The 25,511-nt window shown below is 67.2% G+C and carries 28 protein-coding genes and 1 other RNA gene; 10 read left to right on the top strand and 19 right to left on the bottom strand.

All coding sequences use genetic code 11. The features are described from left to right. Nucleotides 1–126 precede the first annotated feature (126 nt). Nucleotides 127–993 carry a YiiG family protein gene (locus ACUXVE_RS06540; RefSeq protein WP_445514049.1) on the top strand — a complete coding sequence of 289 codons (867 nt, stop codon included), beginning with the start codon at nt 127–129 and terminating at the stop codon, nt 991–993. Between the two features lie 150 nt (nt 994–1,143). Here the strand turns inward: ACUXVE_RS06540 and ACUXVE_RS06535 are convergent, their stop codons facing one another. Next, complete coding sequence (locus tag ACUXVE_RS06535) at nt 1,144–2,016, bottom strand: ion transporter (protein ID WP_093818214.1); 873 nt, start codon at nt 2,014–2,016, stop codon at nt 1,144–1,146. A 63-nt stretch (nt 2,017–2,079) separates the two neighbouring features. Between ACUXVE_RS06535 and ACUXVE_RS06530 the strand changes: the two genes are divergently transcribed. Beyond that, a complete protein-coding gene (locus ACUXVE_RS06530) occupies nt 2,080–3,306 on the top strand; it encodes an acetylornithine transaminase (RefSeq protein ID WP_093817931.1) in 1,227 nt (408 codons plus the stop codon). A 71-nt stretch (nt 3,307–3,377) separates the two neighbouring features. Here the strand turns inward: ACUXVE_RS06530 and ACUXVE_RS06525 are convergent, their stop codons facing one another. After that, a complete protein-coding gene (locus ACUXVE_RS06525; RefSeq protein ID WP_445514048.1) occupies nt 3,378–3,980 on the bottom strand; it encodes an HAD-IA family hydrolase in 603 nt (200 codons plus the stop codon). A 123-nt stretch (nt 3,981–4,103) separates the two neighbouring features. Between ACUXVE_RS06525 and azu the strand changes: the two genes are divergently transcribed. Further along, on the top strand, nt 4,104–4,553 hold the full coding sequence (gene azu / locus ACUXVE_RS06520) for an azurin (protein ID WP_025874190.1): 450 nt from the start codon (nt 4,104–4,106) through the stop codon (nt 4,551–4,553). A gap of 196 nt (nt 4,554–4,749) precedes the next feature. Here the strand turns inward: azu and hemL are convergent, their stop codons facing one another. After that, a complete protein-coding gene (gene hemL / locus ACUXVE_RS06515) occupies nt 4,750–6,039 on the bottom strand; it encodes a glutamate-1-semialdehyde 2,1-aminomutase (protein WP_445514047.1) in 1,290 nt (429 codons plus the stop codon). Nucleotides 6,040–6,054: 15 nt separating this feature from the next. Further along, a complete protein-coding gene (thiE, locus tag ACUXVE_RS06510) occupies nt 6,055–6,690 on the bottom strand; it encodes a thiamine phosphate synthase (RefSeq protein ID WP_445514046.1) in 636 nt (211 codons plus the stop codon). Nucleotides 6,691–6,724: 34 nt separating this feature from the next. Between thiE and ACUXVE_RS06505 the strand changes: the two genes are divergently transcribed. Then, complete coding sequence (locus tag ACUXVE_RS06505; RefSeq protein ID WP_025874193.1) at nt 6,725–6,949, top strand: rubredoxin; 225 nt, start codon at nt 6,725–6,727, stop codon at nt 6,947–6,949. A gap of 110 nt (nt 6,950–7,059) precedes the next feature. On the opposite strand, the gene ACUXVE_RS06500 is transcribed toward ACUXVE_RS06505, so the two are convergent. From ACUXVE_RS06500 to ACUXVE_RS06465, 8 genes are all read right to left on the bottom strand, one after another. Then, on the bottom strand, nt 7,060–7,905 hold the full coding sequence (locus ACUXVE_RS06500; RefSeq protein ID WP_025874194.1) for a SirB1 family protein: 846 nt from the start codon (nt 7,903–7,905) through the stop codon (nt 7,060–7,062). Nucleotides 7,906–8,210: 305 nt separating this feature from the next. Then, on the bottom strand, nt 8,211–8,657 hold the full coding sequence (locus tag ACUXVE_RS06495; RefSeq protein WP_140225571.1) for a DUF192 domain-containing protein: 447 nt from the start codon (nt 8,655–8,657) through the stop codon (nt 8,211–8,213). 21 nt (nt 8,658–8,678) lie between these two features. Beyond that, nucleotides 8,679–9,326, bottom strand: coding sequence for a ribose-5-phosphate isomerase RpiA (gene rpiA / locus ACUXVE_RS06490; RefSeq protein WP_049469006.1), 648 nt, complete (start codon nt 9,324–9,326; stop codon nt 8,679–8,681). 24 nt (nt 9,327–9,350) lie between these two features. Beyond that, nucleotides 9,351–9,830: an EVE domain-containing protein gene (locus ACUXVE_RS06485; protein ID WP_025874197.1), complete on the bottom strand. Its 480-nt coding sequence runs from the start codon at nt 9,828–9,830 to the stop codon at nt 9,351–9,353. Then, complete coding sequence (locus tag ACUXVE_RS06480) at nt 9,827–10,420, bottom strand: 5-formyltetrahydrofolate cyclo-ligase (RefSeq protein WP_032976727.1); 594 nt, start codon at nt 10,418–10,420, stop codon at nt 9,827–9,829. Before ACUXVE_RS06480 ends, ACUXVE_RS06485 begins: the two co-directional genes overlap by 4 nt. A gap of 83 nt (nt 10,421–10,503) precedes the next feature. Next, nucleotides 10,504–10,689: non-coding RNA, 6S RNA (ssrS, locus tag ACUXVE_RS06475), on the bottom strand. A 97-nt stretch (nt 10,690–10,786) separates the two neighbouring features. Continuing rightward, nucleotides 10,787–11,083, bottom strand: coding sequence for a cell division protein ZapA (locus tag ACUXVE_RS06470; RefSeq protein ID WP_025874199.1), 297 nt, complete (start codon nt 11,081–11,083; stop codon nt 10,787–10,789). After that, a complete protein-coding gene (locus ACUXVE_RS06465) occupies nt 11,080–11,301 on the bottom strand; it encodes a TIGR02449 family protein (protein WP_049469000.1) in 222 nt (73 codons plus the stop codon). The genes ACUXVE_RS06470 and ACUXVE_RS06465 overlap by 4 nt, the downstream gene beginning before the upstream one ends. Nucleotides 11,302–11,451: 150 nt before the next feature. Here ACUXVE_RS06465 and ACUXVE_RS06460 point away from each other — a divergent pair, with 150 nt between their 5' ends. Together ACUXVE_RS06460 and ACUXVE_RS06455 are read left to right on the top strand one after the other, a co-directional pair. Then, nucleotides 11,452–12,000, top strand: a complete 549-nt coding sequence (locus tag ACUXVE_RS06460) for a UPF0149 family protein (protein WP_445514045.1) — start codon at nt 11,452–11,454, stop codon at nt 11,998–12,000. A gap of 5 nt (nt 12,001–12,005) precedes the next feature. Then, nucleotides 12,006–13,328, top strand: coding sequence for an aminopeptidase P N-terminal domain-containing protein (locus tag ACUXVE_RS06455; protein ID WP_445514104.1), 1,323 nt, complete (start codon nt 12,006–12,008; stop codon nt 13,326–13,328). A gap of 540 nt (nt 13,329–13,868) precedes the next feature. On the opposite strand, the gene pepQ is transcribed toward ACUXVE_RS06455, so the two are convergent. The 7 genes from pepQ to rph all read right to left on the bottom strand — a co-directional run bounded on the left by pepQ (nt 13,869) and on the right by rph (nt 21,038). Beyond that, nucleotides 13,869–15,200, bottom strand: a complete 1,332-nt coding sequence (gene pepQ, locus ACUXVE_RS06450; RefSeq protein ID WP_093817923.1) for a Xaa-Pro dipeptidase — start codon at nt 15,198–15,200, stop codon at nt 13,869–13,871. A 75-nt stretch (nt 15,201–15,275) separates the two neighbouring features. Then, on the bottom strand, nt 15,276–15,650 hold the full coding sequence (locus ACUXVE_RS06445; protein ID WP_025874204.1) for a PilZ domain-containing protein: 375 nt from the start codon (nt 15,648–15,650) through the stop codon (nt 15,276–15,278). Next, nucleotides 15,647–17,929, bottom strand: a complete 2,283-nt coding sequence (locus tag ACUXVE_RS06440) for a DUF1631 family protein (RefSeq protein ID WP_445514044.1) — start codon at nt 17,927–17,929, stop codon at nt 15,647–15,649. Before ACUXVE_RS06440 ends, ACUXVE_RS06445 begins: the two co-directional genes overlap by 4 nt. A gap of 119 nt (nt 17,930–18,048) precedes the next feature. Continuing rightward, nucleotides 18,049–19,275, bottom strand: coding sequence for a radical SAM family heme chaperone HemW (hemW, locus tag ACUXVE_RS06435; protein WP_261311977.1), 1,227 nt, complete (start codon nt 19,273–19,275; stop codon nt 18,049–18,051). Nucleotides 19,276–19,333: 58 nt separating this feature from the next. Next, a complete protein-coding gene (rdgB, locus tag ACUXVE_RS06430) occupies nt 19,334–19,930 on the bottom strand; it encodes an RdgB/HAM1 family non-canonical purine NTP pyrophosphatase (RefSeq protein WP_080150629.1) in 597 nt (198 codons plus the stop codon). Continuing rightward, nucleotides 19,930–20,316, bottom strand: coding sequence for a VOC family protein (locus ACUXVE_RS06425; RefSeq protein ID WP_445514043.1), 387 nt, complete (start codon nt 20,314–20,316; stop codon nt 19,930–19,932). The genes rdgB and ACUXVE_RS06425 overlap by 1 nt, the downstream gene beginning before the upstream one ends. Beyond that, nucleotides 20,313–21,038, bottom strand: coding sequence for a ribonuclease PH (gene rph / locus ACUXVE_RS06420; protein WP_025874210.1), 726 nt, complete (start codon nt 21,036–21,038; stop codon nt 20,313–20,315). The genes ACUXVE_RS06425 and rph overlap by 4 nt, the downstream gene beginning before the upstream one ends. A 122-nt stretch (nt 21,039–21,160) precedes the next feature. On the opposite strand from rph, the gene ACUXVE_RS06415 reads away from it, so the two are divergent. The 4 genes from ACUXVE_RS06415 (at nt 21,161) to ACUXVE_RS06400 (ending at nt 25,359) form a co-directional block, all read left to right on the top strand. Further along, nucleotides 21,161–22,021, top strand: a complete 861-nt coding sequence (locus ACUXVE_RS06415) for a YicC/YloC family endoribonuclease (RefSeq protein ID WP_093817918.1) — start codon at nt 21,161–21,163, stop codon at nt 22,019–22,021. Beyond that, on the top strand, nt 22,018–22,680 hold the full coding sequence (gmk, locus tag ACUXVE_RS06410) for a guanylate kinase (RefSeq protein WP_032976987.1): 663 nt from the start codon (nt 22,018–22,020) through the stop codon (nt 22,678–22,680). Before ACUXVE_RS06415 ends, gmk begins: the two co-directional genes overlap by 4 nt. A 110-nt stretch (nt 22,681–22,790) precedes the next feature. Then, complete coding sequence (gene rpoZ / locus ACUXVE_RS06405; RefSeq protein ID WP_049469622.1) at nt 22,791–23,090, top strand: DNA-directed RNA polymerase subunit omega; 300 nt, start codon at nt 22,791–22,793, stop codon at nt 23,088–23,090. Nucleotides 23,091–23,196: 106 nt separating this feature from the next. Next, nucleotides 23,197–25,359 carry a RelA/SpoT family protein gene (locus ACUXVE_RS06400; protein WP_025874213.1) on the top strand — a complete coding sequence of 721 codons (2,163 nt, stop codon included), beginning with the start codon at nt 23,197–23,199 and terminating at the stop codon, nt 25,357–25,359. Nucleotides 25,360–25,511 lie beyond the last annotated feature (152 nt).

The following is a 25,511-nucleotide window of genomic DNA, read 5'->3' as shown; positions in this document are numbered from 1 at the left end:
CCGCGCGCGAGAATGTGCGCCGTCTCATATCTGCAAGGAACCGGTTTGAATTCTTCTTCGCGTGTACTTTCTCTGCTCATGCTCGGCGCTGCCGCCGCCCTCGCTGGTTGCAACGGTTCGACAGGAATGCCTGTGGCCGATCCGGGCCTGCAGAAGATCAACGCCTACATCGAGTGCTACAACGGCGTCGAACAGCCCATCCAGGCGGGTTTCCAGACCTATACCGCCTGGATCAAGGATCCCGAAGCGGGGCCGACGGGCAAGGAAGCGCAGCCGCGCTCGCCGGGCAAGGTGCTGTCGCATCGTGTTGAGTACTGTGGCCAACCGCTGACCGATGCATTGGCCCGGACGCCGGCCACGCCGCTGGATGAGCCGGTGCGGCAGTACCAGACGGCCTTCCAGTCGTTGTATGCGCTGATCGAACGCGCTGATGGCTATTTCACCCGTGAGGACTATCGGCGCGACAACGGCGAAGGGATGCGCGCCCAGCATGCGCCGCTGATGCAGGCCTACGCTGACTTCTTCAAGGCCAGCGAGGCCCTGGACGCGGCGCTGGAGAAGAACGAGGAGCAACGCCGTGCCGCGCAGCTCAAGCAGATCGAAGCGGACGAAGGTCGTTCACTGGCGTACTACCACCTGCGCATGATCGGTGACGGCAAGCGCCTGGCACTGTCGCTGCAGGGAGAGGCGCCGGACCTGCAGGTGGCGCGCACGCAGCTGGCCGACTACCAAGCGCTGGTGAAGGAAATGCAGGATGCAGGGGTGGGCAAGGACAACCCGCTGTGGGCACATGTGCAGCGGTCGACGGACGTGCTGATCCGGGATGCCGGGCGCCGCGTCGAGCGCCTTGCATCAGGCAAGGCATTCACCGAACGTGAGCGCGAGGAAGAACGGACATCCAGTGGCCGTGTCGGATCGGCGCCTGCGGGCTCGGAGGCGGCAGTGATGGCCGCCTACAACGATCTGGTGACCACCAGCAATCGCATGAATTGAGCCAGTCGGTCGACTGCGATGGATGGATGCGGGATGCCGCATTCGTCCATCGCGCGGATCTGCTGTGTGCCTTTGGTGAGGCTTCATCCACGCATGGCGTGGATCTACTGTGCTGGCTTCGGTGGGGCCGGCCGCCGTCCGGCCTCATCATCAGTGGCTGAACGTGTCCGGCAGCTGCCCGCCGCACTTGCGGCAGTGCCGTGCATCCGGCTCGTGGCCTTCCAGCCCGCAGTGCGGGCAGCCACGTGCATCGCGGCGCGCGGCCAGTTCGGCATCGCGCATGGTGCTGGCCAGTTCGGCGGTGTAGATGCCGGTGGGCACGGCGATGATGCTGTAACCGATCAGGATCAGCACCGAGGTGACGAAGCGGCCGAGCACGGTCTGCGGCACGATGTCGCCGAAGCCGACCGTGGCCATCGTCACCACCGCCCAGTACATGCTGCTGGGAATGCTGGTGAAGCCATGGTTCGGTCCCTCGATCACGTACATCAGCGTGCCGGCGATGATGGTGATGGTGACCACCGTGAACAGGAACAGCAGGATCTTGCGCCGGCTGCGCCACAGCGACTGCATCAGCACGCCGCTTTCTTCGATGTAGCGGGTCAGCTTGAGGATGCGGAACACGCGCAGGATGCGCAGTGCGCGCACCACCAGCAGGCTCTGCGCACCGGGAATGAACAGCGACAGGTAGGTCGGCAGGATCGAGGCCAGGTCGATGATGCCCCAGATGCTCACCGCATAGCGCAGCGGGCGCTTGACCACCGCCAGCCGCAGCACGTATTCGGCGGTGAACAGTATCGTGAACCCCCATTCCAGCACGTACAGCCAGTCGGCATGCGCGATGTGGAAGCGCTGCACGCTGTCGAACATCACCACCAGCACGCTGGCGATGATCGCGTAGACCAGCAGCAGGTCGAAATTGCGCGAGGGCCGGCTGTCGTGGCGGTAGATGATGTCGAACCACCGGCGGCGCCAGCCGGTCTCGGTGGCGGGGTTCAGCTGGGGGGCGGAAAACGGTCGCATGCGTGCATTGTGCCGCACGGGTTCCAGCGCGAGAATGGGCATTCCTGAACCCTGCTGACCGCCATGACCGCCGCTACCGATCCGCTGATCTCCCTGTCGCACTACTACCTGCCGGTGTACAAGCCCCGCCAGGTGGTGCTGGAGCGAGGCCAGGGCGCCCGCGTGTGGGACAGCCAGGGGCGTGAGTTCATCGACCTGGCCGCGGGCATTGCCGTGTGCGGCCTGGGCCACAACGACCCGGACCTGGTCGCCGCGCTGGTCGAACAGGCCGGCAAGCTCTGGCACACCAGCAACGTGTTCTACAGCGCGCCGCCGCTGCACCTGGCTGAGGAACTGGTGAAGGCCAGCCGCTTCGCCGAGCGCGTGTTCCTGTGCAACTCCGGCGCCGAAGCCAACGAAGTGGCGATCAAGATGGTCCGCAAGTGGGCCTCCAGCCAGGGTCGCCCGGCCGACAAGCGCGTGATCATCACCTTCCGCGGCAGCTTCCACGGCCGCACCATGGGCGCGGTGACCGCCACCGCGCAGCCGAAGTACCAGGAAGGCTACGAGCCGCTGCCGGGGGGCTTCCGCTACATCGACTTCAACGATGAGGTGCAGCTGGAAACGGCGATGGCCGCTGGCGACGTGGCGGCGGTGATGCTGGAGCCGATCCAGGGCGAGGGCGGGGTGATGCCGGCCAGGTCCGGGTTCCTCAAGCGCGTGCGCGAACTGTGCGACCAGCACAACGCACTGCTGGTGCTGGACGAGATCCAGGCCGGCATGGGCCGTACCGGTACCTTGTTCGCGCATTGGCAGGATGACGTGGTGCCGGACATGGTGACCCTGGCCAAGGCACTGGGCGGTGGTTTCCCGATCGGCGCGATGCTGGCCGGCCCGAAGGTGGCCGAGACCATGCAGTTCGGTGCCCACGGCACCACCTTCGGCGGCAATCCGCTGGCCGCGGCCGTCGCCCGCGTGGCGCTGCGCAAGCTGGCCTCGGCCGAGATCGCGGCCAATGTCAGCCGCCAGTCGAAGGCGCTGCGCGATGGGTTCGCCCGCATCAACGACGAGTTCAAGGTGTTCAGCGAGGTGCGCGGTCGCGGCCTGATGCTGGGTGCGGTGCTGAGCAAGGCGTTCGCTGGCCAGGCCGGTGCCATCCTCGACCACGCTGCGGAGCAGGGCCTGTTGACCCTGCAGGCTGGCCCGGACGTGCTGCGCTTCGTGCCGTCGCTGAACATCACCGACGAAGAAGTGGCCGAAGGCCTCAAGCGCCTGCGTGCGGCGATTGCCGCGTTCGTCGCAGCGCGCTGATCATTACCAAGGTGGCGCCGGGCCATGCCCGGCGTTGCTTTTGCGCTGCGCTCATCGGGCACGGCCCGGCGCTACCGCACCCCGTAGCGCTTCAGCACCTTTCCCAGTCCGCGTCCGTCCTGCACGGTTTCCGCGTGCAGGCCCGCTGCGCGTGCACCGCGCACGTTTACAAACAGGTCATCGACGAACAGCGTGTGCGCCGGTGCCACCTCGAGGGCTGCGAGCGTGCGCAGGAACACCTCCGGCGCCGGCTTGCGCAGGCCGAAGTCCGCGCTGCAGAACAACCGGCCGTGCAGCATGGGATACAGCTCCGGCAGCAGCGTCGGCAGCGCCTGCGTCATCAAGGCACCATTGTTGGTCAGCACCGCCATCGGCACCTGCAGGGCATGCAACCGTTGCAGCACGGCGTGTTGCGGGTGGCTGGCCGCGTGTCGTGCGGCGATCCAGGTGTGCAGCGTTACTGTTGTGCCGAGCCGCTCGCCCAGCTGGGCCAGATAGCGCGCGCCATCCAGCGTGCCGCTGTCGTGCGCCGCTTCGAGCCCGCTGTCGTACAGCGCGGCCTGCACGTGCGCGGTCGGCACGCCCAGCGTCTGCGCCAGATGCAGCACGCGCTGTGCGCGCTGGTAGTGCAGCAGCACGCCATCAACATCGAGCAGGAGAAGATCGATCCGCATCGGTCGAGCATGCCATTGCCGTATCCCCGCGCAAACCCTGGACCACCCCCTGCGACACACGGTCGCAGCCGGGTGGCCAGGTGTCTGCCTAGAATGACCACCGAACCTGCAGGAGACGCGACGATGAAGGCTTGGACGGTAGCGGTGGGGCTGGGTGCGCTGATGCTGGCGCCATCGGCGATGGCGCGCGTATGTGCGGTAAGCATCGACAGCACCGACCAGATGAGCTTCAGCAGCCGGGAGATCAAGGTGGCCGCCGATTGCAGCGAAATCGACCTGACCCTGCGCCACACCGGCAGGCTGGCCGCCACCGCGATGGGCCACAACTGGGTGCTGACCCGCACCGCCGACTACCAGCCGGTGGCGATGGCAGGCATGCGCATGACCCTGGCCGACAGCTACCTGCCGAAGGCCGACAAGCGCGTGCTGGCCCACACCAAGGTGATCGGTGGTGGCGAGACCGCCCGCGTGCGTTTTTCCACGAAAGGCATGCAGAAGGGCGGCGATTACACCTTCTTCTGCTCGTTCCCCGGCCACTTCGCGATGATGAAGGGCAAGTTCGTCTTCGGTTGAGTGCGCAGCAGCCACGCATGGCGTGGCTCTACTCCAGAGACGCAGCTCGGTAGATCCACGCCATGCGTGGATGAAGCACATCGATCCAGTAGATCCACGCCATGCGTGGATGAAGCACATCGATCCAGTAGATCCACGCCATGCGTGGATGAGGGCAGGCAGTGCCGACCACGGTCGGCACCTACCAGGCCGGGGTTCAGCCCTTGGCCGCCCTGAACGCCACGCGTGCCGCTGCCAGCGTGGCCTCGATCACGTCATCGTCGTGCGCGCTGGACAGGAAGCCGGCCTCGTACGCCGACGGTGCCAGGAACACACCCTGGTCCAGCATCGCGTGGAAGAAGCGGTTGAACGCCGGGATGTCACAGGCCGTGGCCTGGGCGTAGGTCTCCACCTTCTCAGCGGTGAAGAACAGCCCGAACATCGCGCCCACCTGGGTGGTGGTCACCGCCACGCCCGCATCGGCGGCGGCAGCTTCCAGCCCCGCGCACAGGCGTGCGGCGCGCGCGCTCAGATCGTCGTGGAAACCCGGCTGCTGGATCAGCTCCAGCATGGCCAGGCCGGCGGCCATTGCCACCGGGTTGCCGCTGAGCGTGCCGGCCTGGTAGATCGGGCCAGCGGGCGCGATCTGCTGCATCAGCTCGCGGCGGCCGCCGTAGGCGCCCACCGGCATGCCGCCACCGATGATCTTGCCGAAGGTGGTCAGGTCCGGGCGGATACCGTAGTGCGCCTGCGCACCGCCAAGGGCAACGCGGAAACCGGTCATCACTTCGTCGAAGATCAGCAGCGCGCCATGCTGCGTGCACAGCGCGCGCAGGTGCTGCAGGTAGCCTTCGCGGGGCGGAATGCAGTTGGCGTTGCCCACTACTGGCTCGATGATCAGGCCGGCGATCTCGCTGCCGCGTGCGTCGAACAGGGCGGTGGCCGCCTCGAAGTCGTTGTAGGGCAGGGTCAGGGTCAGTTCGCTCAGGCCGGCCGGCACGCCGGGCGAGGTCGGCACGCCCAGGGTCAGCATGCCGCTGCCGGCCTTGACCAGGAACGAGTCGCCGTGGCCGTGGTAGCAGCCTTCGAACTTGACGATGCAGCTGCGGCCGGTGGCACCGCGCGCCAGGCGGATCGCCGACAGGGTGGCTTCGGTACCGGAGTTGACCATGCGCACCATCTCGCACGACGGCACCAGCCGGGTGATGGTCTCGGCCATGGTCACTTCCGCTGCGCACGGCGCACCGAAGGACAGGCCGTTGTCGATCGCCTTCTTCACCGCCTGGCGTACGGCGGTGTGGTTGTGGCCGACGATCATCGGGCCCCACGATCCCACGTAGTCGATATAGCGGTTGCCGTCGACGTCGTACAGGTAGGCGCCGTCAGCGCGCTCGACGAAGAAGGGTTCGCCGCCGACCGACTTGAACGCGCGCACCGGTGAGTTGACGCCGCCAGGCAGCAATTGCTGGGCGCGGGAGAACAGGGCGTGGGACTGGTCGTGGTTCATGGGGTTTCCTGGGGGTTACTGCTGCGTATCGAATCGGGCGAGGTAGGCGCGCTGGGTCGCGACCGGGTCCTGCGCGGCGTAGATGCCGCTGACCACGGCCAGCAAGTCGGCGCCGGCATCGATGATGGGACCGACATTGTCCGGGCTCAGGCCACCAATCGCCACCCGCGGCACGCCCAGTGCGGCGCTTTGCCGCAGCAGGTCGGGGTGGGCGCGGCTGCTGGTGACCTTGGTGGTGGTGGGGAAGAACGCGCCGAAGGCCACGTAGCTGGCGCCGGCCGCCACGGCACGCTCGGCGTTGGCCAGCTGGTCGTAGCAGGAGGCGCCGATGATGGCGTCCGGGCCGAGCAGGCTGCGTGCGGCGCCGATGTCACCGTCGGTGCCGCCCAGGTGCACGCCGGCCGCGCCGATGGCCTGGGCAAGCGCCGGGTCGTCGTTGACGATCAGCGGCACGCCGTGGGCGGCGCACAAGGCCTGCAGCGCCGTGGCCTGTTCCCGCCGCAGGGCATCGCTGGCGGTCTTGTTGCGGTACTGCAGCCAGGTGGCGCCGGCGGCGAGCAGCGGCGCGGTGCGCGCCAGCAGGCGTGCGGTATCGGGTTCATCCGGGGTGATCAGGTAGACGCCGCGGGGCGCCGGGGAAGCAGAAGGCATCGATGGCTACCGGTGAGTGGACCGCGATGGGACAATGGCGGCCCGTGAATCCAGCCCTGATTATCCGATGAGCGAAGCCACCCCCACCACCCTGCGTACCTGGATGTGCGTGGTCTGCGGATTCCTGTACCGCGAAGCGGATGGGCTGCCGGAAGAGGGCATCGCCCCGGGCACGCGCTGGGAAGACATCCCCGAGACCTGGACCTGCCCGGATTGCGGTGTGACCAAGGACGATTTCGAGATGGTCGAGATCGATTGATCGCAATCGCCGCCGGGCATGGCCCGGCGCTACCGGTGGGGCGGATCGTTGGCGGTGGGTGCGGACCGTTGGCGGTGGGTGCGGACCGTTGGTCCGCACACCGGACAACCTCAATGCAGCCGCGGTACCGGTCCGCCCAGGTCGATCAGCTTCTCGCGCAGCCATTGCGCGTCGCTGGCCTCGGGGTTGCGCTTGAGGTACAGGCCCAGGTCGTTGCGTGCGCCGGCCAGGTAGTCCAGCTGCAGGTAGGCCAGGCCGCGATCACGCAGGGCATCGTCCTGTTCGGGGGCAAGCTTGAGCAGGCGGTCGGCACTGCGCGCGGCACGATCCCACTCGCTGGCCTCGGCATAGACCCCATGCAGGTTGCGCAGCATGCGGATCAGGATCGCGCGGCTCGGTGCAGGATCGAGGATCTGCGCCAGCACCTGGTCGTCGGGCATCTGCCCGCCCAGGTGCGATTTGGCGCGTTCGCGCAGTTCGTCCACGTCCAGCGGCCGGCCCCCATTGAACGGGTCCATCACCAGCACGCCATCGTCAACCGGCAGGCGCACCAGGAAATGACCGGGGAATGACACGCCGTCCAATGGAATGCCCAGCCGTCGCGCCACCTCCATCTGCACCAGTGCCAGCGAGATCGGATTGCCCAGACGGCGCTCGAAGACCTGGTTGAGGTAGCTGTTGCGCGGGTCGTAGTACTCCTGGTGGTCGCCGCTGTAGCCCAGCTCATCGAACAGATGCCGGTTGATGGCCGCCATCTTCAGCGGGCTGTGCTCGATGCTGTCCACCTCGGCACGCAGGTGCTCGACGTGGCTCTGCACCAGCGCATCGTAGGTCGACGGCTGCAGATCGGGATATTCATCGCGCGCGATCAGCAGCGCGGTCGGCAGCAGTGGCAGCGCCTCGTCGTCGAAGTCGGCCAGTGCATCCCAGTCGGGGAGTGTGATCCGGTCCTGCATGTCCACAGACTGGCGGCAATCGCAGGCGGTTTCAAGCAGTGCGGCGTGAATTCATCATCCCCACGTCTCCCCATCCACGCATGGCGTGGATCTACCGTGTCGACCAAGGTCGACACCCACCAACAGCGGCAGGAAGCTGTCAGAGGTGGTTGCAGGACCGCAGGCGCCATGGATGGCGCCTACGAGCCCCCAGGGATGGGTTTACGGCGTGTCCTGCAAGCCCACACCGCCCCACCATGCCTCGATAACCCAGCTCTTGCTTTTGATGTTGATTCGGCGGGTGCCGGGCGCAGCCCGGCCGCCCCCTACTTTTCGATGCCGGGGCCGAAGATCAGCTCGGTGCCATCCTTCAGCTTGAGCTTCTCCGCCTGGCCGGCATTGAGTTCCAGCACGAAGCGTGCCGGGCCACCGCTGGGGTAGGGCGGGCACATGTCACCGGCCGAGCACGGCGGCACATCGCGCTGCTGGCTCACCAGCCGCCGCTCGCTGTCGAAGTACAGGATGTCCAGCGCGATCTTGGTGTTCTTCATCCAGTACGCCTGCATTTCCTCGCGGTCATGCACGAACAGCATGCCGTGGTCCTCGGCCATCTTGTCGCGGAACATCAACCCGCGCGCACGGGTTTCATCGTTGGTGGCCAGTTCAACGTCATAGCGCGCACCGTCAAGTTCCACCCAGTGGCGGGCAGCATCGGTGGCGCAGCCGGTCAGGGCCAGCAGCGGGAGCATCAGCAATGAGCGCAGCAACGACATCGTCAGGGTCCTTCGAAAGGGTCAGAGCACGATCGGCGGCTCGCCGCCGACGATCACCACATCGGCACGGCGCCGTGCGAACAGGCCGACGCAGACCACGCCCGGCAGCTGGTTGAGCTCACGCTCGAGCTTTTCCGGATCGGTGATCTGCAGGTTGTGGATGTCCAGGATCTGGTTGCCGTTGTCGGTCACCACGCCCTCGCGCCAGGTCGGCTGGCCGCCGGTCATGTCGCGGATCTGGCGGGCAACCAGGCTGCGTGCCATCGGGATCACTTCCACCGGCAGCGGGAACCTGCCCAGCACCGGTACCTGCTTGCTCGGGTCGACGATGCAGACGAAGCGCTCGCTGGCCTCGGCGATGATCTTCTCGCGGGTCAGCGCAGCGCCGCCGCCCTTGATGAGGCACTTGTTCGGATCGCACTCGTCGGCGCCATCCACGTACAGCGACAGGGTGCCGGTGTGGTTCAGCTCGATCACCTCGATGCCATGCTGCTTCAGGCGCGCGGTGCTCTGTTCGGAACTGGACACCGCACCCTTGATGCGATGCTGGATGCGGGCCAGCGCATCGATGAAATAGGCGACGGTGGAACCGGTGCCGACACCGACGATCATGCCGTCTTCGACGTACTCGATGGCCTTTTCGGCGGCCAGGCGCTTGGCTTCAGACATTGCGGGGAGCTCTCAGGCAGGGAATCAGGATTTCTTTTCCAGCGACAGCAGCAGCTTCCACTGCGCAGCGGTCACCGGGAACACCGACAGGCGGTTGCCCTTGGCAACCAGCGGGAAGCCTTCGCCGAGTTCCTCGGCATGCAGCTTGATCTCGTCCAGCGCGATCACCTGCTTGAGCTTGCGGTCGAAGGCCACGTCCACCAGCATCCAGCGCGGGTTCTCGCGCGTGCTCTTGGGATCGTGGTAGTCGGATTTCGGGTCGAACTGGGTGTCGTCCGGGTAGGCCGCGCTGGCCACCGTGGCCAGGCCGACGATGCCGGGCACCTTGGTATTGGAGTGGTAGAACAGGATGCCGTCACCGACCTGCATGCCATCGCGCATGAAATTGCGCGCCTGGTAGTTGCGCACGCCGTTCCAGGGTTCAACCTTGACCTTGGCCAGGTCATCGATGGAAAAGGCGTCCGGTTCGGACTTCATCAGCCAGTAGCGCTTGCGGGCGGTCATGCGTTCACGGGGGCAGCGGAAGGGAGCAGGGTGCCGGCTTCAGTGCAGATCGCATCCACCGGCACGTCCCAGGACGCCACCGGCAAGGACTCGACCTGCTGCACCGAGAATGCCGCGCCGACCAGCCAGGGTGGCGCCGGCCGATCATGGCGGAAGGCGAAGCTGCGATCATACCAGCCACCTCCCATGCCCAGCCGCCGGCACCGTGCGTCGAAGCCCACCAGCGGCGTCACCACCAGGGCCATCTGCGCCGGTTCCAGCGTGTCTTCGAGGGCGATGTCCGGTTCGGGAATGCCGTAGCGGTTGCTGGTCAACGGTTGGCCGGGGCGCCAGGGCGCGAAGCGCAGCACGTCGCCGTGCAGCACCGGCAGGCAGTAGGTCAAGCGATCGGGCAACTGCAGTTGCCAGCGGTGCAGGGCGATTTCGCCATCCAGCGCCCAGTAGCCGGCCACGGCGCCTTCGCGCGGGGCGAACGGCAGCGCCAGCAGCGCATCGGCCAGCGATTCGGCAGCGGCGATACGGGCGGGGGCGGAAAGGTCGCGGCGGCGTTGCCGCAGGTCGTGGCGCAGGGCCTGTCGCGGGTCGGTCATGGCAGCGTGCGGCAAGGATCAGCCGTCATTGTGCCGGAAAGAACAAGGGCGACGCCCGAAGACGCCGCCCTTGCTGGAATATTGCATTCTCCGCAATGTCGATGCATGCGAAACGACCTTGAACCCGGGGGCTCAAGTGGGAACGCTGGAGAACCATCGGGCTTCCCGCTGCAAGGCGGACCTGCACTCCCGGCGCTGTCGCGCTCCCGGTGTCGTTCTTAAGGGACAAGGCGAATGTTTGCACATGCCGTCGAGTACCGCAGAGAACGCGTGGCCATTATAGCTACCGCGGGTGATCTGGATAGGCCGTTCGTCGGCAACAGTGCGTGCCAATTCAGAAAAGAGAAGGCGCATTCCGCGCCCATCTCAGGTGCTGCTGTCGATCGCCCGGTCCAGGCGCCGGTTCAGGTCGGCCAGGGTCTGTTGCAGGGCGACCGCCTGGCGGGCGTTCTCATCGCGCAGCAGCTGCAGTTCGTGTGCCAGGTTGAGCGCGGCCAGCACCGCGATGCGGTCCACCGCGGCCATCCGGTTGCTGCCGCGGATCTCGCGCATGCGCGCGTCCAGCAGGCGGGCCGCCGCCATCAGGCTGTCGCGTTCATCACCACCAACGCCGACCGTGTATTCACGGTCGAGGATACGGACGCTGACCGGTTCGGCACTCATGTGTGCTGCTCCAGGGATTTGAGCCGGGTGATCATCGCCTCCACCCGCGAACGCGCCTGCTCGTTCTTGGCCAGCAGCGTCGAGCGCTCGGCCACCAGCTGTTCCTGCTGGTGGCGCAGGCTGCGGTTCTCCTCGGCCAGCCGCAGGTTGCGGTCGAGCAACGCCTCCACACGGGCGGCGAAGGCCTGCAGCTGGGCAAGGGGATCGGCGGGTTCCATGCCCGCACGATAGGCAAGCCGGGTCAGGCCGGTCAAGCACTGTCGCAGCAGGCCCCGGCTGCTACGGAGAGCAGGCGGACACATTGCTACACTACCCGGCTGACGGGCGCGCGCGCGCTCTGCCGTTTTCCCTTCCGAACGAGCCGCACGATGACCGAACTTCCCTCCGTCGACGACGTTACCCGCGCCAGCCAGGAACTGGGCCTGGGCGCCACTGCTGCCGAGCTGCATGGCGGGCTGTGCGGCTGGCTGGCCGCTGGCGGCGCCCCCGGCAATGACTGGCCGGCGCGCGTGCTGGCTGACGACACGCTGCCGCAGGCGGCTGCCGGCAGTGCGCTGGCGCAGTTGCTGGAGGCCACCATCAAGCAGCTGGAAGACCGGGACTTCGCCTTCGAGCTGCTGTTGACCGACAGCAGCGACGTGGCCGCGCAGGCGGACGCCATGTTCAGCTGGACCCGTTCCTTCCTGGGCGGCTTCGGCCTGGGCAGTGGCGGCCACCGGCCGGCCCTGTCCGAAGAAGGCGAGGAGGCGCTGAACGACCTGGCCAGCCTCGCCCGCGCCTCGAGCGAGGATTTCGAAGCCAGCGGTGATGATGACGAGGAAGCCCTGTCGGAGATCGAGGAGTTCATCCGCGTGGCGGTGCTGCTGCTGCACGGTGACGTGGTGCTGGCCGCGCGCCATCGGCAGCGCCTGAACTGATGGATATCAAGCAGCGCACCGGCATCGCTGCCGGCGAGTACAAGCGTCGTCGCCGGCAGTTGATGGACATGGCAGGCGAAGACGCGATCCTGGTGCTGCCGGCGGCATCTGAGAAGGTGCGCAGCCTCGATACCCATTATCCGTACCGGCAGGATTCGGATTTCCAGTACCTGAGCGGCTTCCCGGAGCCGGAAGCGGTACTGGTGCTGATTCCCGGCCGTCGCCACGGCGAAGCGATCCTGTTCTGCCGCGAGCGCGATCCCGAGCGCGAAGCCTGGGATGGCGGTCGCGCCGGGCAGGAAGGCGCGGTGGCCCAGTTCGCGATGGACGATGCCTACCCGATCACCGACCTGGACGACATCCTGCCGGGGCTGCTGGAAGGGCGTTCGCGGGTGTACTACCACTTCGGCCGCGATGCGGATTTCGACCTGAAGCTGATCGGCTGGGTGAACCGCGTACGTTCGCAGGTGCGCCATGGTGCGCAGCCGCCGCATGAGTTCCTGGAATTGGGCCATCTGCTGCACGAGCAGCGGTTGTTCAAGTCCGGTGCCGAGGTGGCGTTGATGCAGCGTGCGGCCGACATCAGTGTGCTGGCGCATCGCGCGGCCATGCAGGGTGCGAAGGCGGGCATCCACGAGTACGAACTGCAGGCCGAACTGGAGCGGGTGTTCCGTGCCAACGACGCGGTGCCTGCGTACTGCAGCATCGTCGGTGCCGGCCGCAACGCCTGCATCCTGCATTACCGCGACAACAACGCACGCTCGCGCGACGGCGAACTGGTGTTGATCGATGCCGGCGCCGAGTACCGCGGCTACGCCAGTGACATCACCCGTACGTTCCCGGTCAATGGTCGTTTCAGCGCCGAGCAGCGCGCGCTGCATGATCTGGTGGGTGCCGCGCAGGCGGCGGCGCTTGCTCAGGCCAAACCGGGCGTGGCGTACGAAATGGGCCATCTGTTGGCGGTGCAGACCCTCACCGAGGGGTTGCTGCAGTTGGGCCTGTTGAAGGGCACGCTGGAAAAGAATCTCACCGAAGGCTTGTACCAGCGCTTCTACCGGCACAAGACCGGGCACTGGATCGGGCTGGATGTGCACGACGTGGGTGACTACCGCCTGGCCGGCGATTCGCGCCTGCTGGAGCCGGGCATGGCGTTCACCATCGAGCCGGGGCTGTACATCGGCGTGGACGACACCACGGTGGAACCGCGCTGGCGCGGCATTGGCATCCGCACCGAGGATGACGTGCTGATCACCGACGACGGGCATCGGGTGTTGACCGAAGGCCTGGAACGCAGCGCCGACGAGATCGAAGCGTTGATGGCGGGGTAAGGGTGTTTCAGCAGGGCTTGCAGCCCTGCACCCGCTACAAGCCAGAGCAACGGCAACAGCAACAGCAACAGCGGCATTCGGTGGGATGGCGGGGTACTGTGGGTTTGCGGGGCCGCCGCAAGTACGTCCTTGTAGGCTTGGTCGCCGCATCCATGCGGCTCACACCCCGCAAACCCACAGTACCCCGCCTTCGACAGTTGGCCGGTGGCTGTTGGTGGGTGCCGACCGTTGGTCGGCACATCTGTCAGCTATCGAATGAATCATCCACGCATGGCGTGGATCTACTGGTAGGTGTCGACCTTGGTCGACACGGAGCGAGCGCAGCAAGCGACCCGCTTTTGATCTTCATTTTCTTTTTTCCGTGGCTGGCCGCGCTCAGCAAACTGTCCGTGGCCGGGCGGGTGGGCTGCGCAGGGGCGTAAGCGCCATGGATGGCGCGCCCGAGCCTACAAGGACGTATTTACGGCGTCCCCTGCGCAGCTCACCCGCCCGGCCACGTCTCCGTAGTCCGGACGCATTTCGCGACCAACCACGAGGGGCTCAGCCGTTGGCCGCCGCAAACACCGGGCGCGTCAGGTTGTCCGCTTCGCCATCAGTGCACAGCACTTCGTCTTCAATGCGGATGCCGCCGTACGGACGGAAGAAGTCCACACGCTCCCAGTTGATTGCATCGCCATGACCGGCGGCCTTCACTTCGTTCAACAGCATGTCGATGAAGTACAGGCCCGGCTCGATCGTCACCACCATGCCCGGCTCCAGCACGCGGGTCAGGCGCAGGTACGGATGGCCAGCAGGACGCTCGATGCGGCCGCCTTCATCGCTGGCCGCGAAACCGGCCACGTCATGCACCTGCAGGCCGATCAGGTGGCCGATGCCATGCGGGAAGAACGCGGCGCTGACGCCGGTTTCCAGCGCGGTCTGCGGCGATACCTTGATCACGCCGAAGTCCTTCAGCACGCCCATCAGCGACAGGTGCGCATCCACGTGCAGCTGCTTGTAGTCGAAGCCCGGGCGCACGGCCGCGCACATCGTCTGCTGCGCGGCATCGACCGCGTCGATCATCGCCGCGAATTCGTCATGGCCGGCGGCGGCGTAGGTGCGGGTGATGTCACTGGCATAGCCGTGCGCGCTGGCGCCGGCATCGATCAGGAAGCTGCGCAGCGGTTGCGGCGCCTTGCGGCCCAGTTCGGTGTAATGCAGCACCGCCGCATGCTCGTTCAAGGCCACGATGTTGCCGTACGGCAGCTCGGTGGCGTCCTGGCCCACGGCCTGGCAGTACGCCATGTGGATGCTGAACTCGTCGGCGCCGTTGCGGAACGCCGCTTCGGCCGCGCGATGGCCGCGCACGCCGAGCACCTGCGCCTGGCGCATCAGGGCGATTTCGTACGCCGTCTTGCTGCCGCGGTGCCATTCCAGGTAGTTCACCACCGGCGGCGGATTGTTGGGCACATACGCGCCCAGCGCGCTCTGCGGCTCACCCAGGATCGCACAGCGCGCCGGGTCGGGCGGCAGCAGTGCCAGCGCTTCGTCCGGCGTGCGGATGATGTGGATGTCGAAGTGCTCGACCCACCAGCCGCTCGGTGCATCCGGCACCACATGCCAGTAGTCGAACGGCTGGTGGAAGATCACCGCCGGACGCTTGCCCGGGGTGAACACGATCCAGCTGTTGGGCACGCGGGTCAGCGGCAGCCAGGCCTTGAACTGCGGGTTGACCGCGTATGGATAGTCACGATCGTCGAAGACCTGGTAGTGCAGGGTGCCGCTGGGCACCACCAGGTGGTCGAAGCCGCCGCGGGCCAGCGCCTGCTCGGCGCGTCGGCACAGCACGGCCAGGTGGTCGGGATACAGGGCGCCGGGGTCTTGCTGGATCATTGCGGTGGCTCGACACGGAAAACGGCCCTAGATTCTGCCGGATACCGACGCAATCCGCTGTGCCGGAACCGGCACTCAGCCCGTCGAAACCGGTGCCTCGTCGCTGTCTTCGCCGATCCACCGGCGCAGCAGCTGCCGATGCTCGCGTGACAGGGTCAGGAAGCGGAAGCCCGCCCAGCTCTGGCCGGGTGCATGCGCCGGTTCGCTCCACAGCAGGTGTACGCCGACGTCGATCCACTCGCTGCGGCCATCGGCCAATGGCAACGGGAAACGCAGCTGATACAGCGCGTCGTCGCGCAGCGCGGCGCTGGCCAGCATCAGCATGCCGGTCTCGGACACGTTGCCAAGCCGGCCGACCACGCTGTCGCGCATCTGGTCGGTCACCGGTACCAGATCGGACACCTGCCGGCGCGGTGCGCGGCGGGTATCAACGGGCGGTTGCGTACTCATGCGTTGGGCTCCTGCGGGCGACGTCCGGCCAGCGTGCGCAGTGCGCTCAGGCTGGCCTGCCAGGCGCGATCGACCAGACGGCCCTTGTCTTCGGTGACCAGCTGCGCGCGTCCGGCGGCCATCTGCCGGGCGAGGGCATCCAGGCTGGTTTCGCCGATCTTCTGCCCACGCGCGTTGACCAACAGCACATGGCCGGTCAGCAGGCTGTACCAGGACAGGCGCTGGCGGCGCAGCGCGCCTTCGCCATCGCCATCGTCGATATCGAACCAGCTGCCGAAGGGCAGCGCGCACAGCTGCTGGTAACTGGCCTCCTCGGCCTCGCTGCGTGGTGCCGCATCGCTTGCCAGGGCCTGTGCGCCGGTGTGTTCGCCCAGCCGTGCACGGGCCTTCAGGCGTGCACTGAGCTCGGTGCGCGAGGTGCTTTCGTCTTCGCCACCGGGCGTGGACAGGCGGCGCGCGACGGCAGCCGCCTCCTCTGCGTGGTAGCCGACCTGCAGCAGGGCCGATTCAACCTCGGCAGCCAGCGCAGCGTCGGTCGCGCTGCTTTCGCTGGCGGCCTCGGCAGTGATTGCCGCGATGCGTTTGGTCTGCTGCAGGCGCTCCTGCCATTGCGGCGAATCATCGCCGTGGCGCAGGCGGGTCAGTGTCAATGCATCTGCCCACGCCTGGCGCAGCAGTGTCTGCACGAAGCGCGGCGGTTCCTGCGTGTCGCAGCACTGGTCGATCTGCGCAGTGGCCTGGCGTCGCGCAAGTTCCAGTCGCTCCTTGCCGCGTGCGGCTTCCACGTGTCGGCGCTCGGCCAGTTCGGCGCGGTGCGCGGCCGCACGCTGGTGCTGCTGTATCTCGTCGTTGGCGGCGGCAAAAGCCTCGGGCGTGCGTGCATCCTGGCCGAGCAGGCCCTGCACGCTCTGCGCCAGCCGCTGCAGCAGCTGCGGATCGACATCGTCATCGCCGAGCCAGCTGGCGCCGGCTTCAGCGACATGGTTGAGCAGTTCGCGTGCGGGATGTTCGTCGCGCACGAAGAACCCGGGATCGGCCATCGCTGCGCGCGCCAGCGGTACCTGCAGGCGCGCGAGCAGCGCGGCCGGCACCGGGTCCGGCCGTTGCTGCTGCTGCACCTGCTGCAGCAGCAGGCGCAGCAGATCGAGATTGTCGCGGTCGTGGCTGCCAAGGGTGGCCTGCGCGCCATGTTCGCTGCGCAGCTGGGCGACCACCGCGGCCTGCAGATCGGTCATGGCGCTGGCGGCGCTGGCCTGGCCCTGCAGGCGCGCCAGCACGGCATCGACCGCTGCACTGGGCAGTGCCGCTGGATCGGCCGCTGGCTGCGGGGTCTGCCGCGCCTGTTGCAACATCTCGTGCAGCACGCTGCTGGCCGCTACCGTCATGCCGGCCGACGCGCCGGGCGCAGCCGCGTCGGCGAAGGCATCCTGCATCAACGTCGACCACGAGCCGGGCGGTGCCGAGCCACCCCAGCCGGTCATCGGCGTGGGCACGCGCGGCGACGGGCGCCCGCTGCGGCCGCTGCCGACCGACTGGGTGATGATCCGGCGGGTGCTCGAAGAACGTGCCAGGTACGGGGTGTAGACCAGGCCCGGCAGGATGCCGTGCTGTGCCAGCAGCGCATTGGCGCGGTCGAGCACATCGCCCAGCCGCTCCAGCACCTGCCGCTCGAAGCTGCGGTACAGCGCCATCTGCACCTCGGCGCTGAGGGCATCCTGTTCGGCCAGCTTGCGCACCATCGCGCACAGGGCCTGCGGGGCCAGCGGCAGGGTATCGGCTTCAAAGGCCGGGGCACCGGCGACAACACCCAGGCGCTGGCCGAGCAGGTTCAGGGCGTTGGCCGAACGCAGCGTTTCCCGGCGCACCATTTCGGTCAGCAGCAGGTCGCGGTCGACTTCATGCTCGGCGACCAGGCTCAACCCCAGCATGCCGATCAAGGGCGGTGGGGGGGCGGCGGCCACCACCGGGGCAATCGGCTCACGCAGCCGTGCAAGCGCGTCGGCCAGCGCATCGAGCATGCGGTCGCTGAAGTGGCCGGCGAACGCATGCAGCTGGCCGCGCTGCGCCAGCAGGTCGGCCTGCTGCTGCGGGTTGCGGGCATGGTCGGCGTCATGCAGCAGGGTCTGCTCCAGCGCTTCCACGGTCAGGATCAGCGGTGCCGTCAGGGCATGACGGCACAGGCCGATCAACGCGCCCAGCAGCTCGCGTACACGCGGCGGCAGCTCGGCCGCGGCCAGGCGGGCAGTGTCGGCACTGGAAAGGGAAAAGACAGCAGACATCGGCGAGGGGGTCCGGATTCCCGCGGATCGATCTTGGAATCTACCGTGTCGGCCGGTGAAGGCGCTACTTTAGCGATGGATCCATTCAGGGCCGCCTTCGATGGCGGCGCCGCAGCGGATCATGCTTCCAGGAACAGGCTGACCACATCGTTGGTGAAGCGCCGGCCCAGCTCGGTCGGCTGCACGTGCCCGCCTGCCACCACCAGCCAGCCACGCTGCACTGCTTCGCGCAGTGGTGCGTCCAGCACGCTGCGGGCCAGGCCGGTGCGCGATTCGAAGTCGCGCAGGCTGAACCCTTCGTGCAGGCGCAGCAGGTTGAGCATGTACTCGAACGGCAGGCGCTCGGCGGCGATCACTTCGTCACCGCCGAACGATGCGGCCGTGCCTGCCGTATCCATGAACGTCTGCGGGTGCTTGTGCTTCCAGCGTCGCAGCACGTGTTCCTCGGCACCGGAACTGATCTTGCCGTGTGCGCCGGCACCAATGCCCAGGTAGTCACCAAAACGCCAGTAATTCAGGTTGTGCGCGCTCTGCCGGCCGGGGCGGGCATAGGCACTCACCTCGTACTGGCCGAAGCCGGCCTGCGCCAGCAGCGCCTGGCAGTGTTCCTGCATGTCCCAGGCATGGTCTTCATCGGGGATGCCCTGCGGCGGCCGCGCGAAGAACACGGTGTTCGGTTCCAGGGTCAGCTGGTAGTGCGAGATGTGGGCCGGCTGCAACGCGAACGCGCGTTCCAGGTCGGCCTCGGCACCGGCCAGGGTCTGCTCCGGCAGTGCGTACATCAGGTCGATGTTGAAGTTGTCGTAGCCCGCGTCCTGCGCCATCTTCACCGCGCGCTCGGCCTCGACACTGTCGTGGATGCGGCCCAGTCGTTTCAGCGCGGCATCATCAAAACTCTGGATGCCGAAGCTGAGGCGGTTCACCCCGGCCGCGCGGTAACGATCAAAGCGACCGTGCTCGGCGGTGCCCGGGTTGGTTTCCAGGGTGATCTCGGCATTCGGCGCAAAGCGCAGGCGGGCACTTGCCTGCTGCAGGAAGCGGTCGATCGCCTCGGGCGGGAACAGGCTGGGCGTGCCACCCCCGAAGAACACGCTGCTGACCACCCGGCCCCAGACCAGCGGCAGGTCCTGGTCGAGGTCGCGCACCAGCGCATCGATGTAGGCATCGAAGGGCAGTTCGCCCTTGGCCTGGTGGGAGTTGAAGTCGCAGTACGGGCACTTGCGCACGCACCACGGCAGATGCACGTACAGCGCCAGCGGCGGTGGCACCAGACGCGGTGGTGCGTCGTGGTCGCAGGCTTCGCCGGGCAGGTGGTTGCAACGGTCGTGGTCGTGGTCGTGCGGCATGGTGGTCATCGGTAGTGCCGGCCGCTGGCCGGCTTCCCTGTGTCGATCGGGTGGGGTATCAGAGCCAGGCCGCGAGCTGCTGCTTGAGCTGCTGCAGGGCGATGGCGCGATGGCTGATGGCGTTCTTCAACGCCGGTTCCATTTCCGCAGCGGTCAGGCCGTGGGTGGTGTCCAGGAACACCGGGTTGTAGCCGAACCCATTCGTACCGCGCAGTTCGCGGATGATCTGACCTTCCCAGCGGCCTTCGCAGATCAGCGGCTGCGGGTCGGTGGCATGGCGCAGCAGCACGATCACGGCGTAGAAGCGGGCGCTGCGCTGGCCATCGGCGATGTCGGCCATCGCTTCCAGCAGCTTGGCATTGTTGGCCGCCGCATTGGTCGGGTGACCGGCATAGCGCGCGCTGTACAGGCCCGGTGCACCGCCGAGGGCATCGACAATCAGGCCCGAATCATCGGCCAGCGCCGGCAGGCCGGTCGCTTCGCAGGCGGCGCGTGCCTTCAGCAGCGCGTTCTCGACGAAGGTCAGGCCGGTCTCTTCCACATCGCCCAGGCCCAGTTCGGCGGCCGAAGTGATCTGCAGCGGCAGATCGGCGAGGATTTCCTGCATTTCCACCAGCTTGCCAGCGTTGTGGCTGGCCAGGACAAGCTTCTTCATCAGTGGGGCTCCAACAGGTCCCAGGTGTTGCCATACAGGTCGCGGAACACCGCGACCGTGGCGTAGGGTTCTTCGCGCGGTTCTTCCAGGAACTGGACACCGGCAGCCAGCATCGCCGCGTGGTCGCGGCGGAAGTCATCGGTATTGAGGAAGAAGCCGACGCGGCCACCGGTCTGGTTGCCGATGCGGCTGCGCTGCTCGTCGTCGCTGGCGCGGGCCAGCAGCAGGGCGGCAGCGCTGCCGTCGGTCGGGCCGACCACTACCCAGCGCTTGCTGCCCTGGTCGATGTCGTCCAGCAGCTGGAAGCCGAGCTTGCCGGTGTACCAGGCAATGGCCTCGTCATAGTCGGCCACCACCAGGGTGGTCAGGGCGATGCGCCGGTTCATGCCGACAGCGCTGCCTGCTGCGCGGCCAGCAGCTCGGTCACGCCCTTCTCGGCCAGGCCCAGCAGCGCATCGAGTTCGTCACGACGGAAGGCATGGCCTTCGGCGGTGCCCTGCAGTTCGATGAAACCGCCGCCGTCGTTCATCACCACGTTCATGTCGGTGTCGCAGTCGCTGTCTTCGGCGTAGTCCAGGTCCAGCACCGGGGTGCCGCGGTAGACGCCGACCGACACCGCCGCCACCGCGCCGAGGATCGGGTTGCGCTTGATGTCGCCACGCTTCATCAGCACGTTCACCGCATCGACCAGGGCCACGTAGGCGCCGGTGATGGCCGCGGTACGGGTGCCGCCGTCGGCCTGCAGCACGTCGCAGTCCAGGGTGATGGTGCGTTCGCCCAGTGCGTTGCGGTCCACGCAGGCGCGCAGGCTGCGGCCGATCAGGCGCTGGATCTCCAGCGTGCGGCCGCCCTGCTTGCCACGTGCGGCTTCGCGGTCGCTGCGGGTGTGGGTGGCGCGCGGCAGCATGCCGTACTCGGCGGTCACCCAGCCTTCGCCCTTGCCACGCAGGAAGCCCGGCACCCGGTTCTCGATGCTGGCCGTGCACAGCACGCGGGTTTCACCGAAGCAGACCAGCACCGAACCTTCGGCGTGGCGGGTGAAACCGCGCTGGATGACGACCGGGCGCAGCTGATCGGGCTGACGGCCACTGGGGCGGAAATCGGACATGGGGCAGGTTCCGTAGGGAAAGGGAGTACGCCACCATCCCCGCGGCCTTCACGGGGCGGGGAAAGGGGCTCAAAAGAGACCGCTAGGGTACCATTCCCCCTTTGCAAGCACCGGATACATCCATGATTCGAAGCATGACGGCCTATGCCGGCGGCGAGCGCTCCACCCCGTGGGGAACGCTGGGCTGCGAGCTGCGCTCGGTCAACCACCGCTTCCTGGAAGTGGGCACGCGCCTGCCCGAGGAACTGCGCGCATTGGAACCGCAGCTGCGCGAACGCATTTCCGCACGCCTGAGCCGTGGCAAGCTGGATCTGGTGATGCGCCTGCGCGCGCCGGACTCGGCCGCCAGCCTGCAGGTCAACGAGGTGCTGCTGGGCCAGTTGGGCCAGCTGGCGCACCGGCTGACCTCCGATTTCCCCAACCTGCAGGTCAGCTTCACCGACCTGCTGCAGCTGCCGGGCGTCACCCAGGGTGAGGCCACCGATGCGGCAGCCCTGCAGATTGAAGCGCTGGCGCTGCTGGACCAGGTGCTGGAGGGCTTCATCGCCGCCCGCGAGCGTGAGGGCAATACGCTGGCCGCCGCCATCGCCGAGCGCGTGGATGCCATCGAGCGCATCGCCGCGGAGGTCCGTACGCTGATTCCCGCCATTCGCGACGGCCAGCGCACCAAGCTCGCCGCCCGCCTGGCCGACCTGCCGCATCCGGTTGATCCGGGCCGCGCCGAGCAGGAACTGGTGATGTGGCTGCAGAAGCTGGACGTGGACGAGGAGCTGGATCGCCTGTCCAGCCATATCGTCGAGATCCGCCGCGTGCTCAAGCAGCGTGAACCGGTCGGCCGCCGCCTGGACTTCCTGCTGCAGGAGTTCAATCGCGAGGCCAACACGCTTGGCTCCAAGTCGGTGGACAGCCGCACGTCCAATGCCGCGGTCGAGCTGAAGGTGCTGATCGACCAGATCCGCGAGCAGGTGCAGAACATCGAATGAGCATTTCCACGCCCCCGGCCGCGATCGCACGCGGCACGCTGTACATCGTTGCCGCTCCCTCCGGCGCCGGCAAGAGCAGCATCGTCAACGCCACCCTGGCCCGCGACCCGCAGATTGCCCTGTCGATCTCGTTCACCTCGCGCGCCATGCGCCCGGGTGAAGTGAACGGCCAGCACTACCACTTCGTCAGCGCCGAGAAGTTCGAGGAAATGATCGCCGCCGGCGATTTCTTCGAACACGCCTGGGTGCATGGCGACTGGAAGGGCACCGCCCGCCAGTCGGTGGAGCCGCAGCTGGCGGCCGGCCAGGACGTGCTGCTGGAAATCGACTGGCAGGGTGCGCAGCAGGTGCGCCAGCTGGTGCCGGGCACGGTGACGGTGTTCATCCTGCCGCCGTCCAAGCAGGCCCTGCAGGACCGCATGCGCAAGCGTGGCCAGGACAGCGAGGCGGTCATCGCCCAGCGCCTGGGCGCCGCCCGCGATGAAATGCTGCACTTCAACGAATTCGACTACGTCATCGTCAACGAAGTGTTCGATACCGCCGTGGACGAACTGTGCGCGATCTTCACCGCCAGCCGCCTGCGCCGGGACGCCCAGAAGGTCCGCCATGCCGGCCTGATCCAGGCCCTGTTGACCCCGGATGCGGGTTCAACTGATTGATTCCTAAAGGGTCCGGTGGGGGTTGGCTTGATTTTGTCCAGCCCCTGCCAGTACACTCCGTCCCCTTTCCCTCATTCGACTGAGCGGCCGACCGGTCGCCGGGAGCCCGTATGGCCCGCATTACCGTAGAAGATTGCCTGGAAGTCGTTAACAACCGTTTCGAGCTGGTGATGATGGCCTCCAAGCGCGCCCGTCAGCTCGCCAATGGCGTGCAGGCCACGCTGGACAACAGCGAGAGCGAGGACAAGCCGACCGTGCTGGCGCTGCGCGAAATCGCTGCCCGCAAGATCGACAACGCGCTGATCGACGAAGTCGAGAAGGCCGAGCGTGAGCGCGCCGAGCGCGAAGCGCTGGAGTGGGCCGCCGCCGAAGTGGTCGCCGACGAAGACATGTCCAAGAACGACGATTGATCGCATCGATCAACGTCATTGCTGGATACGCCGAACAGCCCGCCCCGTGCGGGCTGTTTCGCATTCAGGGTTTGCCGTAAACGTCGCGCTGGCATAGGCTTTGGCCATGAACCCAGGCCCCACTGCCAAGGTCGCCGCAGTCCCCGCTGCCGCCGTACCCGATTACGTCCTCCAGCTCGAACGCGCCGCCCACTACCTGCCGCCCGAGCAGCTGCCGCTGCTGCGCCGTGCGTGGGAAGTCGGTGCCTCCGCGCACGCTGGGCAGACGCGCAAGTCGGGCGAGCCCTACATCACCCATCCGGTGGCCGTGGCCCAGGTGCTGGCCGAGCTCGGCCTGGACGTGGAAGCGCTGATCGCCGCGATCCTGCACGACACCATCGAAGACACCCCGCTGACCCGCGAGGCCCTGTCGGCCGAGTTCGGCGAAGCCGTGGCCGAACTGGTGGACGGCGTCACCAAGCTGGACAAGCTGAAGTTCCGCGACCGCCAGGAAGCGGCCGCCGAGAGCTTCCGCAAGATGCTGCTGGCGATGTCGCGCGACCTGCGCGTGATCATGATCAAGCTGGCCGACCGCCTGCACAACATGCGCACGCTGGGCGCGCAGAGCCGCGAAGCGCGTGGCCGCATCGCCCGCGAGACGTTGGAGATCTACGCCCCGATCGCGCAGCGGCTGGGCATGAGCCTGGTCAAGAGCGAACTGCAGAACCTCGGCTTCAAGGCGCTGTACCCGTGGCGCCACGCGATCCTGGAAAAGCACATCCGCAGCCAGCCGGTCGTGCGCCGCGAGGCGCTGGCGCAGGTGGAAGTGCAGCTGTCGCAGCGCTTGGCCAAGGAAGGCATCGAGCACCGCCTGGTCAGCCGCATCAAGACCCCGTGGAGCATCTACAACAAGATGCGCGACGAGAACAAATCCTTCGACCAGGTGATGGATGTGTTCGGCTTCCGCCTGGTCGTGCGCGGCGTGCCGCAGTGCTACCACTCGCTGGGCGCGGTGCATGCCGCGTTCAAGCCGCTGGATGGGCGCTTCCGCGATTTCATCGCCATTCCCAAGGCCAACGGTTACCAGTCGCTGCATACCGTTCTGTTCGGGCCCTACGGTTCGCCCATCGAAGTGCAGATCCGCACCGAGGAAATGGACCTGATCGCCGAGCGCGGCGTGGCTGCGCACTGGACCTACAAGTTCGGCGGCGATTCGCCCAACAGCGCGCAGAGCCGCGCCCACGCCTGGATCGTCGAACTGATCGATTCGCAGCGGGCCGCCGGTTCGTCGCTGGAGTTCCTCGACAACGTCAAGGTCGACCTGTTCCCGGACGAGGTCTACCTGTTCACCCCCAAGGGCAAGATCCTGGCCCTGCCGCGCAATTCCACCGCGCTCGACTTCGCCTACGCCGTGCATACCGACGTCGGCAACATGGCCGTGGCCTCGCGCGTGGACAAGAAACTGGTGCCACTGCGCACCAAGCTGGTGTCGGGGCAGTCGGTGGAGATCATCACCGCGCGCTCGGCCACGCCCAAGCCGCAGTGGCTCGAATTCGTGGTGACCAGCAAGGCGCGCACCGCCATCCGCCACCAGCTCAAGCAGCTGGAGCACGAAGACGCCGTGCAGTTGGGCCACCGCATGCTCGACCGCGCGCTGGAGGCGATGGACAGCTCGCTGGAGCGCCTGCCCAAGGGCCGTCTGGATGCCTTCCTGGCCGAACACCGGTTCCCGCGCCTGGAGGCCCTGCTGGCGGAAGTCGCGCTGGGCAACTGGATGCCGACCCAGGCTGCGCAGGCACTGATGGCCTACGCCGAACTGCGCGGCGGCGCGCATTCGCGCCACAGCTCGCAGGAAAAGATCCTGATCAACGGTAGCGAGCGTGGCGTGGTCACCTTCGCCGGCTGCTGCCAGCCCATTCCGGGCGACGACATCATGGGCTACCACACCGCCGGCAAGGGCATCGTGGTGCACCGCATGGATTGCCCGAACCTGGCCGAACTGCGCAAGTCGCCCGAGCGTTGGGTACTGATCGGCTGGGATACCACCGTATCCGGCGACTACGACACTTCGCTGGTGGTGGAAGTGGAGAACGGTACCGGCGTGCTCGCACAGCTGGCCGCGGCGATCGCGCAGAGCCACTCCAACATCGAGCGCGTGGATTACCTGGACCGCGATTTCAACGCCGCGGTGCTGGCGTTCAACATCCAGGTGCGCGACCGCAACCATCTGGCCGAAGTGATGCGTCGCCTGCGCCGCCTGTCGGTCGTGCAGGCCGTTCGCCGGCAGTAGATCCTGCGCGTACCCTGGTAGCGCCGGGCCATGCCCGGCGAGCGCGCAGCGCGGCATGAATCAATTGCCGCCGGGCATGGCCCGGCGCTACCGGATCCGCGCTGTTTCCCAACGGGAAGAAGATCCGACCCCAGCCGACATTGCCCCCACCC

It is taken from the genome of Stenotrophomonas sp. 3(2025) (genome assembly GCF_052665395.1).
Note: the sequence above shows the minus strand (reverse complement) of the source record. Positions and strands in the feature narration are given on the sequence as shown.